We start from the raw sequence: 18,546 nt of genomic DNA on the forward strand, positions 1-18,546 counted from the left end.
GGCCGGTGTCAAAGCGAGTGGTGCCAACGAACATGTAACGGCCAGTGATACCCCTGTGGCGAGGGGATTTATCCCCGTTTGGCTGCGCAGCAGCCACAATCGATTCGTCTGGATAATTGCAGGGGCCGCTTCGCGACCCAACGGGGATAAATCCCCTCGCCACACGTCCCACTCCTCACCACAGATATATATCCCTTCTCCAGAGATAAACCTCTTGCCACAAAAGCTCCGCACACCGAATAAAGAAAGCGGATTCGCGGCCGTTACAGTGCAAAGTCTCAGATATTTATCGAATAAGGACGTCTCCATGTCGCTCAGACAACTTTCCATTCAATGGAAAATCACCCTGCTGGCCGGGCTTTGCCTGGCGGGTATCGTGACCTTGCTGGTAGGTCTTTCGCTGTACCGCATGGAGCACAGCTCCGAGCTGGTGAAAGCCTCGAGCATGGAGATGCTCACCGAAGCTGCCCAGGCCCGGATCGAGTCCCAGGGCGAAAACCAGGCGCTGGGGATTCGCCAGCAGTTCATGGACGCCTATCAATATGGCCACGGCTTTTCACGTCAGGTGTTGTTCCTGCGTGATCAGGCCGAAAAGCGCTTTCTCGATGCCTTCGACCTGCGCGAAGACCTGACCCGCCAGGTCAAGTCCGCGCTGCAAGCCAATCCAGAATTGCTCGGCCTGTCCCTCGTGTTCGAGCCCAATGCGCTGGACGGCAAGGACGAACTGTTCGCCGGCCAGTCGGAACTGGGCAGTAACGACAAGGGCCGTTTCGCGCTGTACTGGTCGCAACCGACACCCGGCAAGGTGACGTCGATGGCGCTGCCCGAAACGGACATGGCCGACACCCGCACCGGCCCCAGCGGCGAGCCCGCCAACGCTTGGTTCACCTGCCCGCGCACCTCGCTCAAACCTTGCGTGATCGAACCCTACTTCTACGTGATCGACGGCCAGAACGTGCTGATGACCAGCATCGTGTTCCCGCTGATGCTCAACGGCAAAGTCATCGCTTCGCTGTCGGTGGACATCAACCTCAACAGCCTGCAAGCGGTCAGTCAGGGCGCGAGCAAAAAGCTCTATGACGGCCAGACCCACGTCAGCATCATCAGCCCGGCCGGTTTGCTCGCCGGCTACAGCCCGGACGCCAGCAAACTCAGCCAGCGCCTGGATGCCGTGGATAAAACCAACGGCGCCGAGCTGATCCGCCTGCTCGCCAACAGCAGCAAAACCACCAGCCTGCACAGCGACCAGCAGTTGAAAGTGCTCTCGCCGTTCCAGCCGATCCCCGGTGGCAAGTCGTGGGGCGTGTTGCTCGACGTGCCGGAAAAAGTCCTGATCGGCCCGGCCGAGGCGCTGAAGAAACAACTCGACGACAGCAATACCGCCGGCACGCTGGTCGAACTCGGCCTCGGTGTGCTGGCGGCGTTGATCGGCCTGTTGCTGGTGTGGTTGATGGCGCGCAGCGTGACCAGGCCGATCCTTGGCGTCGCGCACATGCTCGAAGACATCGCCAGCGGTGAAGGCGACCTGACCCGGCGTCTGGCTTACGACAAAAAGGATGAACTGGGCCAACTGGCAGGCTGGTTCAACCGTTTCCTCGACAAGCTGCAACCGATCATCGCCGAAGTGAAACGCTCGGTGCAGGACGCGCGCAGCACGGCGGATCAGTCTTCCGCCATCGCCACGCAAACCAGTGCCGGCATGGAGCAGCAATACCGCCAGGTCGATCAGGTGGCCACCGCCTCCCACGAAATGAGCGCCACCGCCCAGGACGTCGCCCGCAGCGCTGCGCAAGCGGCACAGGCTGCAAAGGACGCGGACCAGGCGACTCGCCGCGGATTGACGGTGATCGACCAGACCACCAGCAGCATCGACAACCTCGCCGCCGACATGAGCGCGGCCATGGTGCAGGTCGAAGGCCTGGCGGCGAACAGCGAGAAGATCGGTTCAGTGCTGGAAGTGATTCGTGCCATCGCCGAGCAGACCAACCTGCTGGCCCTCAACGCAGCCATCGAAGCCGCCCGTGCCGGTGAAGCCGGCCGTGGTTTTGCCGTGGTGGCCGACGAAGTGCGCAACCTGGCGCGACGCACTCAGGAGTCTGTCGAAGAAACCCGTCTGGTGATCGAGCAATTGCAAAGCGGCACCCAGGATGTGGTGGGGTCGATGAACAACAGCCATCGTCAGGCCCAGGGCAGTGTCGAGCAGGTCAGCCAGGCGGTCACGGCGTTGCGGCAGATTGGCGACGCGGTCACGGTGATCAGCGACATGAACCTGCAGATCGCCAGCGCGGCGGAGGAGCAAAGCGCGGTGGCGGAAGAGATCAACAACAACGTGGCGACGATTCGGGACGTGACCGAGTCGTTGTCGGGGCAGGCGAATGAGTCGGCGCGGGTGAGCCAGTCGTTGAATAGCCTGGCGAATCAGCAGCAGAGTCTGATGGATCAGTTCCGGGTTTAACGCCAATCCAATGGGAGCGAGTTGTGGCGAGGGGAGTTATCCCCGTTGGACTGCGAAGCAGGCCCCAGTTTTTGGGGCGGCTGCGCCACCCAACGGGGATAAATCCCCTCGCCACACAAGCCTGCGCCCACAGGGTTATCGGTTGGCTTCGGATCGCTGTCAGCGCTTGGGGAGTTCGATGACAACGCTCAACCCACCCCACTCGCTCTCCTCCAGCCGCAGCCCCCCGCCCCACGTATCGACGATGTCGCGCACAATTCCCAGCCCCAACCCATGCCCATCCGTTTGTTCATCCAGCCGCGTCCCCCGGCTGAACACCTGATCGCGCTGGTCCTCGGGAATCCCCGGCCCATCATCTTCCACACTCAACTGAAATCCTTCAGCCGTCTCGACCACGCTCAACCGCACCTCGGCATCCGCCCATTTGCAGGCGTTGTCGAGCAGGTTGCCCAGCAGTTCCAGCAGGTCTTCGCGATCCCATGGCAACTGCAAACCGGCCGGTGCGCGATAGCTCAGGTCGAGGTGTTCGCCGTGGATCAGGTTCAACGTGGCGAGCAATCCCGGCAGTTCCGCATCGCAATCAAACAGCGCCCCCGGCAGCGCATCGCCGGACAGTCGGGCACGATTGAGTTCGCGGTTGAGTCGCTGCTGAACCTGTTCCAGTTGTGCCTTGAGGATCTTGCGCAGCTCGGGATGGGCGTCGAGTTTTTCGCTGGACGCCAGGCTCAACAACACCGCCAGCGGGGTTTTCAAGGCATGCCCGAGATTGCCCAGCGCATTGCGCGAACGCTTGAGGCTGTCTTCGGTGTGGGCGAGCAAATGGTTGATCTGCGCCACCAGCGGTTCAAGCTCCACCGGCACCTGATCATCCAGTTGCGAACGCTGCCCCTGCTGCAACTGGGCAATCTGCTCGCGAGCCCTTTCCAGTGGGCGCAAGGCGCGGCGCACGGTGATCCGCTGCAACAGCAGAATCAGCAACAGCCCCGCCAATCCCAGGCCCAGCCCCACTTGCTGCATGCGCTTGAAGCTGTCGCGCACCGGGGTGTAGTCCTGGGCGACACTGATGGAAATCGACTGGCCCAAACGGCGATAGTCCGAACGCAAAACCAGCAATTGCTGGCCTTCCGGCCCCAGTTGCAGGTTGCTGTGCAGGCCGGGATGGTCGAGACGCGGCAATTCCTGATCCCACAACGAACGCGAGCGCCAATGGCTGTCGGCAAAATCGATGCGAAAGTAATGCCCGGAAAACGGGCGCTGATAGGCCGGTGACAGGTGCCGCTCATCCAGTTGCAAGCCCTGTGGTCCGCGCACCAGCGCCACCAGCAAGTCTTCGCTGTCGTTGCGCAGCCCCGCCTCGAGGTAACGCTGCAAACCCACTTCGAACAGCCACAGACTGGTTTGCGCCAGCACCAGGCCGACGACCACCATCACGCTGATCAGTCCCAGGCTCAAGCGGCGCTGGATCGACCTCACTGCGCTTGACCGCCAAACAGATAACCCTGGCCGCGACGGGTTTCGATCACGCTGCGCCCAAGCTTGCGCCGCAGGTGATTGACGTGAACTTCCAGCACGTTGGAGTCGCGCTCGGTTTCGCCGTCGTAGAGGTGTTCGGCGAGGTGGCTTTTGGAGAGGATCTGCTCGGGGTGCAACATGAAATAACGCAGCAGGCGGAATTCCGCGGCGGTGAGCTGGATGTCGGCGCCATCGCGGGTCACGCATTGGCGCCCCTCGTCCAGGTGCAAGCCCGCCGATTGCAGCGTCGGTTGATTGACCTTGCCATGGGAGCGGCGCAACAGCGCCTGGATGCGCAGGTGCAGTTCTTCAGGATGGAAAGGTTTGGTCAGGTAATCATCGGCACCGGCCTTGAGGCCTTCGATCCGTTCGGCCCAGGAGCCGCGCGCCGTCAGGATCAGCACCGGCGTGGCGAGCCCGCCCGCGCGCCACTGCGCCAGCACGTCGAGCCCTGGCAAACCCGGCAAACCCAGGTCGAGGATAATCAGGTCATAGGGTTCGCTGCTGCCCTGATACACCGCGTCACGGCCGTCGGCCAGCCAGTCCACGGCGTAACCCTGACGGTTGAGGCCGGCGATCAGTTCGTCGGCCAGGGGCACATGGTCTTCCACCAGCAGCAATCGCATCGGTCAATCTTCCTTGTCTTTCAGTAACTGGCCTGTGATGGCGTCGACGTCCAGCTCACGGACCACGCCTTCGGTGGTCAGCAACTCGACTTCATAAATGTAGACGTCGTGTTTCTCTTCGAGCTCGGCTTCCAGCAGTTTCGACCCGGGATAGCGGTCCATTGCCTGCTTCAACAACTGTTCGAGCGGCATGATCACGCCCTGCTGACGCAGGCGCAGGGCTTCGTCCTGATCCAGGTCGCGGGCCATGACCACCGAGCAAAACGCCAGGAGCACCAGCGCCATGCGTGAAAATGAACACACCTTCATTACGTATCCTGATGATCCTTGAGAACCTGCCCGCTGACAGCGTCCAATTCCAGGTCCCATTCAATGCCTTGTGGGTCGCGCAGCTCCACCTGATAGATGTACTTGCCGTACTCTTCTTCCAGCTCGGTTTCGGTAATTGTCGAGCCAGGGTGTTTGGCCAGTGCCGTGGCGTTGAGCTTCTCGAAAGACACAATGGTACCAGCGTCGCGCAGCCGCAGAGCTTCGTCGGGACCCAGGTCACGGGCATGGGCGAGGCTGGCGGTCATGGCAATGAGGGAGGCGGTGATCAGGGCAGTCAGGGTTTTCATGGGGTGTCTCCGTATTTTTTATGTGTTGCGTACGGCAGTCACCTTAGCGATTCGAACTTAATTGAAACTGAATTGCCATCATCGATGATTGCAGCACGATATCACTGACGCCCCCCTCCTGCCGAAGGCTGCGATCTTTTGATTTTTGGCGGCTTCATAGGCGCCAACAAGCAAGATCAACAGATCGCAGCCTTCGGCAGCGCCTACATTGATTGATTGCGACACGCTTATAATCCCCCGCTTGCCAGACATCGAGACCGGTATGACCGCCATCCACATCAAGTTCCCTTCCCTGACCCTCAAGGCCGGTCCCCGCGCCTTCGCGCGCATCCGTGAACACGGTTTGAACGCCGCCGATGTCGGCACATTGCCGGGCGCTGCTGGCGGGCCCAAGGCGTTGGGAATTCAAGGCCTGGACCTGGCGCTGTTCGGCGAATGGCTGCCCGCCGCGCCACGCGAACGGTCGCTGATCGGCGCATCGGTCGGCTCCTGGCGCTTCGCCAGCGCCTGCCTGCCCGATGCCGCCGAAGGCATCCGCCGTCTCGGTCATCTCTACACCGAGCAGAATTTCGCCAAGGGCGTGACCATGGCGCAGATCAGCCAGAGCTCGCAGCGTATGCTCGATGACCTGCTCGACGGCCACGACGCCTCGATTCTGGACAACGCCCATTACCGACTGAACATCATGGTGGTCAAAAGCCACGGCCTGCTCGCGGATGATCATCGCGGTCGCCTCGGGCTGGGCCTGTCGTCGGTAATCGCCGACAACCTGCGCAGTCGCGCACGGCTATCGCGGCATTTCGAGCGGCTGATCCTCCACGACCCACGCCTGGCGCCACCGGTCGATGCGCTGAACGACTTCCCGTCACGCTTCGTCGCGCTGAATGTCGGCAACCTGCGTCAGGCCCTGCTCGCCTCGGGTTCGATCCCGATGGTGATGGAAGGCGTGCGTGACCTGCCCGGCGCTGGCGCCGGAACCTTCCGCGATGGCGGTCTGCTGGACTATCACCTCGACTTGCCCTACAGCGGCAACGACATCGTGCTGTACCCGCACTTCACCGACCGGGTGATCCCCGGCTGGTTCGACAAAACCCTGCCGTGGCGCCGCGCCTGCACCACGCGTTTGCAGGATGTCCTGTTGCTGGCACCGTCGAAGGAATACCTGGCGCGCCTGCCCTACGGCAAACTGCCGGACCGTAACGACTTCAAGCGTTTCATGGGCGATGCGCCGAGCCGGCAGAAATACTGGCGTGCGACGATGGATGAGAGTCGCAGGCTGGGCGATGAGTTTCTCGAACTGGCCGCCAACGGTCGACTTGGCGAACGCTTGCTGACCCTTTAGTCAGGACAAACTGTTAAACTCGCCGCCTGCCCACATCGCCGCGGCGATCGCCACCTGACAGAGCTGATACCACCTGTGGAAATTTTCAAAGAGTTCACCTTCGAATCCGCCCACCGCCTGCCCCACGTCCCGGAAGGCCACAAGTGCGGCCGCCTGCACGGTCACTCGTTCAAAGTGGCGATTCACTTGAGCGGCGATCTGGATCCGCATACCGGCTGGATTCGTGACTTCTCGGAGATCAAGGCGATCTTCAAGCCGCTGTATGAGCGCTTGGATCACAACTATTTGAATGACATTCCGGGGTTGGAGAATCCGACCAGTGAAGTGCTGGCGAAGTGGATCTGGGGTGAGTTGAAGCCGTTGCTGCCGGAGCTTAGTGCGATTCGGATTCATGAGACGTGCACCAGCGGCTGTATCTATCGCGGCGAGTAAGTGTTGGACTGATAAATGACTATCCAACAGGGTGGTTTTTCATAGCCAATAATTAACTGTGCTCGATTTCAGGACCACCTAATTACGAGTATGCGTCAGCATATGTCTTTTTAGATGGTCCCTACGCGAAAACTCTCGACCACAACCTTCTTGATTGCAGGAATGAAGCTTTTCGCTCATATGTGTTCGTTTATGCCTGGCGGCACTACTCGCATTCGAAAATAAACTTCCACACCCGGACCAATCGCACTTATAAGGACGCTCATCACTATGTGTTTGCCTGTGCACTTGCAAACCTCTCAGTTGAGTAAATTTTTTGTCACACACATCACAAGTGAATAGTTTTTCGTTGTTATGTGTTAACCGATGCTCTGTTAGTTTCTGATTATCAGCAAATTCTTTGCCACAGACAGTGCAACTAAAATGTTTCTCACCAACATGCATTTTCATATGCCGGGCACGATCACCAGAAACAGAAAATCTTTTTTTGCATGAGGGATCAAAGCAGCCGTATGGCTTTTCCTGGGTATGAATACGTACATGCCGAACAAGTGCAATAGAACTCGAAAGCACCTTGTTGCATGTCGGACAGGAAAAATGTTGGGAAGAGGTTTGCTTCGACGATGATCCTGAGGTGTTAACCGCCACCCCCCAATTTTTACGCAGTTCTGCCTCATCTTCAGGCCTCGGATGCGCGAGTATTTTATCCAGGTCCAATGACAGGAATGATGGGGTCCTCCCTGCTTTGGGGGAATCAAGCTCTTTTACCAACTCGTTTACTTTAGCCACCTCATCCGGATTTATTGACCTCGCTAGAATTTCATCTACATCCAGCGCTATAGCGTTTCGATCAACCGAAGTACCCACTCTCCCGTCTCGATCCACCCTCCCCACCGGCGAATTCCCCACAAAGCAATACACATTCAACCCATCCACCGCCCCCGCCGGATCGGGGTTGATCCAGCGACTCAGCCACGGCGCAAAGTACCGATATCCGTAGTAATACAACCCGGTCGCATCGCGTTCCTTGCCTGAATAACGAATGGTTTTGTACGCACCGCTCTGATCGCTGTGATCCTCCCAGGCTGTCCCCCCAAACGGGTAATACACTTCCCGGCTTTGCACCTTGGCCTGTTCACCGAGTTCCAGCGTCCCGGAACCGAGGTGGTCGGTCGGGTGGTAGCGCAACGAATGCTCCGGCACATCGGCGCCGTGCAACCAGTTCACCCGATTGCGTCCGGCCTCCAGGTCGAGCAATTCATGCTGCTTGCCGCCCGGACGATGATGGATCTCCAGCCCCGGCAGGTAGCGCACTTCGGCGATCACGGTGTGGGCGGCGGCCAGTGCGGTGCGGACCTTGCGCAGGCGTTTGCCCCCGCCGCCGTACACATAAATTTCAGTGTCATCGTCTTCGCCTTCGCGCACCACTGGCGATACGCGGGACAACTGGTTGCGCAGGTCCCAGGCCAGGGTTTGGCCACGCTGCAAAAACTGCAGGTTGCCGTTGGCGTCGAAATGACTGACGAAATCCGGTGGCTGATCGCCCTCAAGCAGGCTGCGGTTGCTGTTCGTGGCCACGGCCCATCGGCGGGTAAACGGTTGAGCACCGAGATGCCGCAGTTCGATCATGTTGCCCGTCGCGTCGTAGTCGTATTCTTCGCGGTAGTTGACCACGGCATCAGGGTTGGTCGAGGGGTGGTACGGCGCGAAGGGATAAAAGGATGACTTTTCGGCTTCCCAACCCGTAGCGTGGGTTAGCTGTCCCAGCGTGTCGTAGCCATAGGTGCATTGAGCGTCGATACGCTGGTTTTTGTAGTAACGGATTGGCAGTGCGTGATCGTCGATCTGGACAATGTTGCCACCCGGGTCGACGGTGTAGCGAAGGTCTTGCACTGGAGCGGCGTTCGGCAACCCGGCGCACAAGCGCAGCAGACGGCCATCATCGAGCGCGTACTGCGCCTCGGTGACCACGCCATTGCCAGCGGTTTCCCGCTCGACTTTGCCACCAGGGTTATAACGGATGTCGTGCACCAGGCATTGTCCGGGCGAGGCGGTGTTCGCCGGTTGCAACCAGCCGTCCTTGAGCTGGCCGGCCACGGTGTAGGTGAAGTGGCGACGATGGGCTTTGGCGTCGGTGAGGTTCAGCAGATCGCCGAGCGGATTGTAGGTCCAGCGGCTTTCGAAGCCGGGGGCGGGTTCAAGCAACCCATCGCGTACGGAGCTCTCCTGCGGCCAGTCCGGTGGATCGAGAGCGGCCAGAAAGTGGCTGATTTCATTCAGCGCCAGCCCCAGCAAATCGTACTCCGGCATATGCCGTGTACCGGCCGGGTCATCATGGCGGATCAACCGGCCGCATTGGTTTCCCGGATTCGCTTCGGGACCACAGGTTCCGTACTCGAAGCGCTCCACAACCCGTGCCTGCTCCATCACGACAAGAGGACGCAGCAACGTGTCGTACTCAGTCTCTTGCCGAGTACCCCGACCGTCCCACCCGCTCAACACCTGAGCGGCCTGCCCAAACAAAGCCACCCGCCAACCGGCATCGACACTGTCAGTCGCCACCACCCTGCCGGTCAGGCTGAAACAATGCCTCAATGCCGGTGCGGACAACCGCGCATCCCACTGCTCAACTCCACGCCCCGCCGCATCGAACCCCTGCCGCGTCACCCGCGCCTGCGGCGTTTGCCCGCTCTCCCCACGCCAGTACGTCACGCCGCGCACAGCGAGGCTGCGCGGGTCGATGACCGCCAGCTTCGGTGTTCCGTGATGCAGGCTGAAATTGTCCATGGACTCTGGATAGCATCTGCGCCCAAAAGCCGTCTACTGTCACAAATCACAGGTATTCATCCCGCTGATCCGACAGATCAAAAAAACTGCCGGGACTGGCTGTTTTTTTATGCCTATGCTTTTTGGCTGGTACCCGCCAAGAGGACGCACCCATGACTGACTGGCCGCTCGCTCAGACCTACCGCTTCAACGGGCACTCCGTTCGCTACGCCGTTCGGGGGGACGGCCCGCCGCTGGTGTTTGTGCATGGCACACCCTTCTCTTCGTATGTGTGGCACCGGATTGCGCCGCACTTCATCACGTCACACCGGGTGCATTACTTCGACCTGTTGGGTTATGGCCTGTCCGAGAAGGTCGAGGGTGATGTGTCCCTTGGTGTACAGAACGAGCTATTGGCGCAACTGCTGGAGCACTGGGGCCTGGACTGCCCGGATGTGGTGGCCCACGATTTCGGCGGCGCCACGGTGCTGCGCGCGCATCTGCTGAACGGCAAGAATTACCGCAGCCTGACGCTGATCGACCCGGTGGCGCTGTCGCCCTGGGGTTCGCCGTTTGTGCAGCATGTGCGCCAGCATGAGGCGGCGTTCAGCGGTCTGCCTGATTACATTCAGCGGGCGATCGTGCCGGCCTACATTCGTGGGGCGATCAAGCGGGAAATCCCCGCCGAGGAACTCGCCCATTACGTCCAGCCGTGGCTGGGCGATCCGGGACAAGCGGGGTTTTACCGGCAGATCGCGCAAATGGATGAGCGCTATACCCGCGAAGTTGAGGGACTGTACCCGACCATTCGCTGCCCGGTGCAGATTCTCTGGGGTGAAGATGACCAGTGGATTCCCATCGAGCGGGGGCAGGCGTTGCAGCAGATGATTCCGGGGGCGCAGTTTCACCCGATCCCCAATGCCGGGCATCTGGTTCAGGAGGATGCGCCTGAAGCCATCGTCGCGGCGTTGTTGCGGTTCTTGCCCTCTTTCTGAAAAAACGAATATCCCCCTGTGGGAGCAAGCTCGCTCCTACATGGTTCCTGTGTTCATTCAGCTGCACCGGTTTCGTGCCCTTCCCCCGCCCCAATCCTCTCCGCTCGTCTATACATAACGGCATCCACCCGCTTGGCACGACCACTGCAACCCCTCCGCGTCACCCACTCAGCAAGGAACGCCCCATGACGCAAAATGATCCCGGTAACGACTACCCCCTCAGCGAAGTGCCGATGCACGCCCGCAAAGGCCTGGCCTCCACGGCCATGGTGCTGCTGGGTTTCACCTTCTTCACGGCCACCATGTTTGCCGGCGGCAAGCTCGGTGTGGCGTTCAGTTTCGGCGAAATGATGGCGGTGATCATCGTCGGCAATCTGCTGCTGGGGATCTACGCCGCAGCGCTGGGCTACATCGCCTTCAAGAGCGGGCTCAACTCAGTGCTGATGGGGCGTTTCTGCTTCGGGGAAGTGGGCAGCAAACTCAGCGACCTGATCCTCGGTTTCACCCAGATCGGCTGGTACGCCTGGGGCACCGCCACGGCGGCCGTGGTGCTGGGCAAGTATTTCGAGTTGAGCGAAGGCACCGTGCTGGGTCTGATGGTGCTGTTCGGCCTCGCGTTTTGCGCCACGGCCTATGTCGGTTATCGCGGACTGGAAATCCTTTCATACATCGCAGTGCCGGCCATGATGTTGCTGCTGATGCTGTCGATGTGGGTCGCGACGGTGAAAGTCGGCGGGCTCGATGGTTTGCTGGCCGTCGTTCCGACCAGCACGCTGGACTGGTCCACCGCGATCACCCTGGTGTTTGGCACCTTCGTCAGCGGCGCCACGCAAGCCACCAACTGGACGCGTTTTTCCCGCTCGGCGCGGGTCGCGGTGCTGGCGAGCCTGATCGGTTTCTTCATCGGCAACGGACTGATGGTGCTGATCGGCGCCTACGGGGCCATCGTTTATCAGCAACCCGATGTCGTCGAAGTGTTGCTGTTGCAAGGCTTCGCCATGGCTGCGATGGCAATGTTGCTGCTCAACATCTGGAGCACCCAGGACAACACCATCTACAACTTCGCCGTCGCCGGCTGCAACCTGCTGCGCACCCGCCGTCGCAAGACCGTGACCCTGTCCGGCGCGGTGATCGGCACGCTGCTGGCATTGCTGGGCATGTACGATCTGTTGGTGCCGTACCTGATTCTGCTGGGCACCGTGATTCCGCCGATCGGTGGCGTGATCATGGCGGACTTTTTCTTTCGCTACCGTGGTCAATATCCTCGACTGGCCGATGCTCGGCTACCGGCATTCAACTGGCCGGGTCTGAGTGCTTATGCGGTCGGCACGGTTGCCGCGTTCGGTTCGCCATGGGTCGCGCCGCTGGTAGGGATTGCCGCTGCCGCGCTAACGTATGTGATATTGACTGGCGTACTCGGTGCCCGTGCCGCCAACGCACCACTACAAGATCTCTAAAAGGATTCACCTGATGCACATCATCAACGCCCGCCTGCGCAACCAAGAAGGCCTGCATGAATTGCACCTGGAAAACGGCCTGATCAGCAACATTGCCCGTCAGACCGAAGCGCCGACCCTGGGCCCCGATGACCTGGACGCCGGCGGCAACCTGGTGGTGCCGCCCTTCGTCGAACCGCACATCCACCTCGACGCCACGCTGACTGCCGGCGAACCGCGCTGGAACATGAGTGGCACGCTGTTCGAAGGCATCGAATGCTGGGGCGAGCGCAAGGTCACGATCACCGAAGAGGACACCAAGACCCGGGCCAAGAAAACCATCCAGACCCTCGCCGCCCACGGCATCCAGCATGTGCGCACCCACGTCGACGTGACCGACCCGCAGCTCACCGCGCTGAAGGCGATGCTCGAAGTGCGCGAGGAAAGTCGGCACTTGGTCGACATGCAAATCGTCGCGTTCCCGCAGGAAGGCATCGAGTCGTACCGCAACGGTCGCGAACTGATGGAAGAAGCGATCCGCATGGGCGCGGACGTGGTCGGCGGGATTCCGCATTTCGAATACACCCGCGACCAGGGCGTGAGCTCGGTGAAATTCCTCATGGACCTGGCTGAGCGCACAGGTTGCCTGGTGGATGTGCATTGCGATGAAACCGACGACCCGCATTCGCGCTTCCTCGAAGTGCTGGCAGAGGAAGCCCGCAGCCGCGACATGGGTTCGCGGGTCACGGCCAGCCACACCACGGCCATGGGTTCTTACGACAACGCTTACTGCGCCAAACTGTTTCGCCTGCTCGGGCATTCGGGGATCAGTTTTGTTTCCTGCCCGACCGAAAGCATTCACCTGCAAGGACGCTTCGACAACTTTCCGAAACGCCGCGGCGTGACCCGGGTGAACGAGTTGCTCGAAGCGGGGATGAACGTGTGTTTCGGCCAGGACTCGATCGTCGACCCCTGGTATCCGCTGGGCAACGGCAACATCCTTCGGGTGCTCGAAGCGGGTCTGCACATCTGTCACATGCTGGGGTATCGCAACCTGCAAAGCGCGCTGGACCTGGTGACCGACAACAGCGCCAAGGCCATGGCGTTGGGTGAGCGTTATGGACTGGAGCGCGGACGGCCGGCGAATTTGCTGATTTTATCGGCGGACAGCGATTACGAGGTGATCCGCAGTCAGGGATTGCCGCTGTATTCGGTTCGTGGCGGGAAGGTATTGATGAAGCGGCAGATGCCGGTGGTGGAGTTTTTTGGCGAGCAACCCTGAATTTTGCTTCGACAGTAATGGCGCCTTCGCGAGCAAGCCCGCTCTCACATTTGATCTTCAGTGGACATAAATTATGTGTCGGACAGAGATCTAATGTGTGTGGGCTTGCTCGCGAAGGCGACCCTGAGATCACCGCATCAACCGCGCCGTACCGAACAGGCTGACCCGACTCAATTCACCGCCCATTTCCTCCAGCAAAATCGGCGCCGTACCACCGGGCATCGCCACGCTCACCTCACCCGCCGCCACCCAGCCCACCCGCCACGCCGCACACGCTACTGCGCTCGCACTGGTGCCGGACGACGCGGTCGGGCCTTCCCCGCGTTCAAACACTCGAGCGACAACTCGCCCTTCTGACGCCCGCATCGCCCATTGCAAATTGATGCCCGCCGGGCACGGCCGCCCTGCTCCCGTCGGCATGGCGTAGGCAATTTGCGTCAAGCCTTCGGACAACCTCCCTTCGCGCATCTGCTCATTGGACGGCAATGCCTGCGCGTCCTCCACAAGCGTCACGCAGTGCGGATTGCCGACCCGCACGAACTGGCTGCGGGACCACGCCGGCTCCAGTGCCGACAGCGGTTGAACCTGGCTGAGTTCACGACCGTTCATTGTCACCCCTTCAACCCCGTGCGCACTGACCGCCTCAGGCCCGAACGCCGGTTTGCCCAGGTCCAGCCAGAAACCCTGAACACCCTCGACCTGCGCGGCGCTCACCGACGTTTCACCCGGTGAAGGCGTATCGGCCTTGTCGTGATGAACCCTGAGCACACAGGCTTCGCGGTCCGGAAAAAGCCCTTGGTCGCTGAGCGCCTGAGAGAAAATCGTCAACCCGTTGCCACTGCGCTCAGCCAATGTGCCGTCGGTGTTGACGATCAACAGATCGAACGGCGGCGCTGATTGAAACGGCCCCACCAGTAGCCCATCGCAGCGATGGTCCTTGCTGCCGGCCGGTTGCGTGCCCGGCGCCCAGGCGCAGAATGCCTCGATGGCCGACTTCGCCCATGCCGCGCGGGTTTGCGCCGCCAGACCGGCCTGTTCCGGTAAATCGATCCCTTCGCGACGCACCGCGTCAGGCGCCACTACCGCATAGATGTTGCCTCGAGCATCGTAGAACGGCGTCATGACGCCTCCCGTATAACCATCGCAGGCGTGCAACATATCGCGAAACCGAGACAAGCTGTGCAAGGATGTCACCCTGCCTGAACGCGTAACCGTCCGGACGCTGATCGAACCTCACCGGTGAGTCACTGTCCCTTGGGGACGCGACGTTTTTTGCCAAGGATCGATATGACCAACCTCAACACCCAGACCACCTTCGTGCCCGGACGCCTGGAACAAATGTCCACGCGCGTGGCTTTTTTCATCGCCGGGTTCGGGATTGCCGCGTGGGCGCCGCTGGTGCCTTACGCCAAGGCGCGGGCCGGGCTGGATGAAGGAACCCTCGGCCTGCTGTTGTTGTGCCTGGGGGTGGGCTCGATTCTGGCGATGCCGATGGCCGGGATTCTGGCCACGCGCTTCGGCTGCCGGCGGGTGGCGGTCGGTGGCACCCTGTTGATCTGTGCGGCGCTGCCGCTGCTGGCGACGGTGTCGTCGATTCCGGCGCTGATCGCCGCGTTGTTCATGTTCGGCGCGGGCCTGGGCACGGTGGATTCGACGGTGAACCTGCAAGCGGTGATCGTCGAACGGGCCAGCGGCAAGACCATGATGTCGGGTTTCCATGGGCTGTTCAGCCTGGGCGGGATTGTCGGTGCGGCGGGCGTCAGCGCCTTGCTCGGCTTCGGGGTTTCGCCGCTGGGGGCGATGCTGGTGGTGGTCGTGCTGCTGCTGATCGCGCTGTGCAAAGCCGCGCCGCACATGTTGCCGTATGGCAGTGAACGTTCGGGGCCGGCGTTTGCCGTTCCCCACGGCATCGTGCTGTTCATCGGCGGAATGTGCTTCATCGTGTTCCTCGCCGAAGGCGCGGCGCTCGACTGGAGCGCAGTATTCCTGACGCAGGAACGCGGGATCGACACGGCGTACGCAGGCTTGGGCTACGCCGCATTTGCGTTGACCATGACCGTGGGCCGGTTGACCGGAGACGCGATTGTCCACCGCCTTGGTGCGACACGGGTGATCGTGTTGGGTGGGCTGACGGCCGCCGGCGGCCTGTTTCTCGCGACATTCGCACCGAGCTGGGAGCTGGCGCTGGTGGGTTATGCACTGCTGGGGGCTGGCTGTTCGAACATCGTGCCAGTGCTGTACACCGCCGTGGGCAAACAGACGGTGATGCCGGAAAGCGTGGCCGTGCCGGCCATTACAACACTGGGTTATGCGGGGATTCTGGCAGGGCCTGCGGTGATCGGGTTCATCGCCCACGGCAGCAGCTTGAGTTTTGCCTTCGGGTTGATGGCGCTGTTGCTGGTGGCGGTCGCTATCGGCGGGAAAGTGTTGAAAGTCTGAAAAGCACTGCGATTAATTGTGGCGAGGGAGCTTGCTCCCGCCGGGGTGCGAAGCGGCCCCGAAAAATGGGACTGCTGCGCAGTCCAGCGGGAGCAAGCTCCCTCGCCACAGGTTAATCATCGCTCGTGCATTAAAAGCCGACGCTTGCCTGCACAAAGAACGTGCGTGGCGCGCCGACGTACATGCCCGAGTTGTTGTCGCTGGAGCGGGTGAAGTACTGCTTGTCGAAAATGTTTTTCACCCCGGCACCGACCTTCAGGTTCGACAGTTGCGCGCCAAAGTCATAACCGCCCCGCACGTTCCAGGTGACGTAACCCGGAATGTCGCCGTACTGGCCGTCGGCGGTGCCTTCGGTGATGTAGTTGTTGGTGAAGCTGCCATTGGCATTCACCGCTACGCCCGGCGAGCGCTGTCTGGACTGGGCAAACGCATCGAGGTTATAGGTCCAGCGGTCGATGTCGTAGCGCAGGCCGGCAGTCGCAACCTGACGCGAATAGAACGGCAGGTCGCGGCCCTTGAAGCCGGGAATCTCGCCTTCATAAACGGCGCGGGTGTAGGTGATCCCGGCGTTGGCGGTCAGGCCGTCGAGCCGTGGGTCCAGTGCCGCCATGTCGTAGTGAACCGAAGCCTCGATGCCCTGGTGCGTGGTTGCGCCGAGGTTGGTCCAGCCCGCGTCGTTGCTGATGTACTGCAACTCTTTATCGAAGTCGATGTAGAACAGCGTCACTTCGCCGCCCCACACGTCATCGTTGTAACGCGTGCCGACCTCGTAGGTCTTGGCCTTCTCCGGCTCCAGGCCATTGGCGGGTTCGTCACCCGTGCCGCCCTGGCCGAGCTGGAAATACTGCAGGCTGCCAAACGAGGTTTCGTAGTTGGCGAACAGCTTCCAGGCATCGGAGAGGTGATACATCACGCTCAAGGCCGGCAGCGGCTCGTTGCTTTCGATGCTGCGATTCTTTTCCTGCACGCGCTTGCCGGCGGTGTCGAGCACGGGGCGATCGTGCCAGTCGGTGCTGATGTGTTCGAAACGGATACCGGGCGTGATCGTCCAGTTGCCGACGTCGATTTTGTTATCGATGTACACCGAGTTGGCTTCAGTGCCGCCGGTGCGGTCCTGATAGACATGGCCGTCCGAGGCCTTGGTCACGACCGGCTCGTTGTTGACCAGCGCCAGACGACTGGCCTCTTCGTGCATGGCTTCCTTGAGGTAGCGATAACCGACGCTGACTTCCTGGGTGGTCGGGCCGACGTCGAACACATGGGACACCCGCGGTTCGATGCCGAGGGTGTAGTAAGTGCGCGGGAACGAGCCAAGGGTTTTCTGATCGCGGGCGGCGATGTTGCTGCCACGGAAGCTGTCGGAGTAGTAGGTCAACACTTCGGCCTGGGTGCGGTCATCGATCTGCCGCGTCCACTTGAAGGAAATGTCCTTGCGACGTCCGCTGAAGTTGTCGTTGTTGCGGTCGGACTGAAACGGATTGGCATCGTATTGCGCCTGGGTCAGGCCGCCGGGCATGTCGGCGCTGGCGTCGTAGTAATGCAGGTTGAGGCTGAAATCGTCGACATCGGTCGGTGCCCAATGGGTCTTGAGAATCACGTCGTCGATGTCGTTGCCCTGGTTGCGCTCACGGTAACCGTTGCCGTTCACGCCCGAGTACAACAGCGCCACGCCGATGCCGTTGTCCGCCGTTCCGCCGACGAACGCCGTATCGATGTGTTTCCAGCCACCGTGTCGGGAGGTTTCCAGGGTAGTGCCGATTTCGGCGGAAGCTTTTTCCGGGATGGCGCGGGTCACGAAGTTGATCACACCGCCGACGTTTTGCGGCCCGTAGCGCACGGAACCGGCGCCGCGAACCACGTCGATGCTTTCAAGGTTGCCCGAGGAGATCGGCGCCATGGACAGCTGCGGCTGGCCATAAGGGGCAAACGCTGCCGGCACGCCGTCGATCAGCACCGTGGAGCGTGGCGACAGGCGCGACGTCAGGCCCCGTACACCGACGTTCAGGGAAATGTCGCTGCCGCCGGTGCCGTTGGCTTCCTGCACTTGCACACCGGGCACACGCTTGAGCACGTCACCGACGTTCATCGCACCCTGCTCGACCATGGCTTCGCGGCGGATCACCGTACGCGCGCCGGGGTGGTTTTGCACCACGGCGGCATCGGCGTCGCCGAGCCAGTCGCCGACCACTTTGATGTCGGTCACGCCCAGTTCCAGCGGGCCGTTGGCGGCGGGAGTCGACGCCTGGGTCAGGGTCACCGCCCCCTCGTCGATCTGATACTCGAGGCCGCTGCCTTGCAACAACTGGCGCAAGGCCTGTTCCGGCGAGAGGTTGCCATCCACCGCCGGGGCTTGCTTACCGGCGACCAGTTCAGGACTGAAAAAAACCTGCAACGAGGTTTGCTGGCCGAGTTCACTGAGCGCCTGACCCAAGGGTTGCGCCGGAATGTGAATGGCATCGGCGGCAAAGGCCTGAGGCAGCGCAACGTTGACCGCCAGCGCAAGGGCCAGCGGCAACCAAGGACGTTTGTTGTTTCGAGCAGCGTTGTTTTTAGCGGTGTTTTTTTTCACGTCGAACCTAGCCCTGTGGATCGCAAGAGTATGCGTTTGTTAATGCAAACCAGTTGCAGTTAGGCTAGAAGACGA

13 protein-coding genes and 2 pseudogenes are annotated in these 18,546 nt (G+C 61.0%); 8 read left to right on the forward strand and 7 right to left on the reverse strand.

The features are described from left to right. Nucleotides 1–526: 526 nt before the first annotated feature. Together B723_RS34210 and B723_RS34215 are read left to right on the forward strand one after the other, a co-directional pair. Nucleotides 527–1,597, forward strand: a pseudogene (locus B723_RS34210) (HAMP domain-containing protein); the annotation flags it as partial. A gap of 261 nt (nt 1,598–1,858) precedes the next feature. Then, a pseudogene (locus B723_RS34215) lies at nt 1,859–2,455 on the forward strand (methyl-accepting chemotaxis protein); the annotation flags it as partial. A gap of 159 nt (nt 2,456–2,614) precedes the next feature. Here the strand turns inward: B723_RS34215 and B723_RS26950 are convergent. The 4 genes from B723_RS26950 to B723_RS26965 are packed head-to-tail and all read right to left on the reverse strand — an operon-like array spanning nt 2,615 to nt 5,210. Next, nucleotides 2,615–3,928 (reverse strand): sensor histidine kinase, encoded by a 1,314-nt coding sequence (locus B723_RS26950; protein WP_017339719.1) that lies wholly within the window; start codon nt 3,926–3,928, stop codon nt 2,615–2,617. Beyond that, on the reverse strand, nt 3,925–4,593 hold the full coding sequence (locus B723_RS26955) for a response regulator transcription factor (RefSeq protein ID WP_017339720.1): 669 nt from the start codon (nt 4,591–4,593) through the stop codon (nt 3,925–3,927). Before B723_RS26955 ends, B723_RS26950 begins: the two co-directional genes overlap by 4 nt. Before the next feature lie 3 nt (nt 4,594–4,596). Continuing rightward, nucleotides 4,597–4,902, reverse strand: a complete 306-nt coding sequence (locus B723_RS26960; protein WP_017339721.1) for a PepSY domain-containing protein — start codon at nt 4,900–4,902, stop codon at nt 4,597–4,599. Continuing rightward, nucleotides 4,902–5,210, reverse strand: a complete 309-nt coding sequence (locus tag B723_RS26965) for a PepSY domain-containing protein (protein WP_017339722.1) — start codon at nt 5,208–5,210, stop codon at nt 4,902–4,904. Before B723_RS26965 ends, B723_RS26960 begins: the two co-directional genes overlap by 1 nt. Nucleotides 5,211–5,472: 262 nt before the next feature. Between B723_RS26965 and B723_RS26970 the strand changes: the two genes are divergently transcribed. Beyond that, nucleotides 5,473–6,552, forward strand: coding sequence for a patatin-like phospholipase family protein (locus B723_RS26970; protein WP_017339723.1), 1,080 nt, complete (start codon nt 5,473–5,475; stop codon nt 6,550–6,552). Between the two features lie 75 nt (nt 6,553–6,627). After that, a complete protein-coding gene (gene queD / locus B723_RS26975; protein WP_017339724.1) occupies nt 6,628–6,984 on the forward strand; it encodes a 6-carboxytetrahydropterin synthase QueD in 357 nt (118 codons plus the stop codon). A 78-nt stretch (nt 6,985–7,062) separates the two neighbouring features. Here queD and B723_RS26980 read toward each other — a convergent pair whose 3' ends face one another. Then, the gene (locus B723_RS26980; protein WP_017339725.1) at nt 7,063–9,771 is read right to left on the reverse strand and encodes a C2H2-type zinc finger protein; all 2,709 of its coding nucleotides are present in this window, start codon (nt 9,769–9,771) and stop codon (nt 7,063–7,065) included. 152 nt (nt 9,772–9,923) lie between these two features. Between B723_RS26980 and B723_RS26985 the strand changes: the two genes are divergently transcribed. The 3 genes from B723_RS26985 to codA all read left to right on the forward strand — a co-directional run bounded on the left by B723_RS26985 (nt 9,924) and on the right by codA (nt 13,463). After that, nucleotides 9,924–10,745 (forward strand): alpha/beta fold hydrolase, encoded by an 822-nt coding sequence (locus tag B723_RS26985; protein ID WP_017339726.1) that lies wholly within the window; start codon nt 9,924–9,926, stop codon nt 10,743–10,745. A 185-nt stretch (nt 10,746–10,930) separates the two neighbouring features. Beyond that, on the forward strand, nt 10,931–12,202 hold the full coding sequence (codB, locus tag B723_RS26990) for a cytosine permease (protein WP_017339727.1): 1,272 nt from the start codon (nt 10,931–10,933) through the stop codon (nt 12,200–12,202). Between the two features lie 13 nt (nt 12,203–12,215). Beyond that, nucleotides 12,216–13,463, forward strand: a complete 1,248-nt coding sequence (gene codA / locus B723_RS26995) for a cytosine deaminase (RefSeq protein ID WP_017339728.1) — start codon at nt 12,216–12,218, stop codon at nt 13,461–13,463. A gap of 129 nt (nt 13,464–13,592) precedes the next feature. Here codA and B723_RS27000 read toward each other — a convergent pair whose 3' ends face one another. Continuing rightward, the gene (locus B723_RS27000) at nt 13,593–14,585 is read right to left on the reverse strand and encodes a diaminopimelate epimerase (protein ID WP_017339729.1); all 993 of its coding nucleotides are present in this window, start codon (nt 14,583–14,585) and stop codon (nt 13,593–13,595) included. Between the two features lie 165 nt (nt 14,586–14,750). Between B723_RS27000 and B723_RS27005 the strand changes: the two genes are divergently transcribed. Next, nucleotides 14,751–15,902: an MFS transporter gene (locus B723_RS27005; RefSeq protein ID WP_017339730.1), complete on the forward strand. Its 1,152-nt coding sequence runs from the start codon at nt 14,751–14,753 to the stop codon at nt 15,900–15,902. A gap of 130 nt (nt 15,903–16,032) precedes the next feature. Here B723_RS27005 and B723_RS27010 read toward each other — a convergent pair whose 3' ends face one another. Continuing rightward, on the reverse strand, nt 16,033–18,471 hold the full coding sequence (locus tag B723_RS27010; protein ID WP_017339731.1) for a TonB-dependent siderophore receptor: 2,439 nt from the start codon (nt 18,469–18,471) through the stop codon (nt 16,033–16,035). Nucleotides 18,472–18,546: the final 75 nt, after the last annotated feature.

This window comes from Pseudomonas fluorescens NCIMB 11764, from assembly GCF_000293885.2.
GTDB lineage: Bacteria > Pseudomonadota > Gammaproteobacteria > Pseudomonadales > Pseudomonadaceae > Aquipseudomonas > Aquipseudomonas fluorescens_B.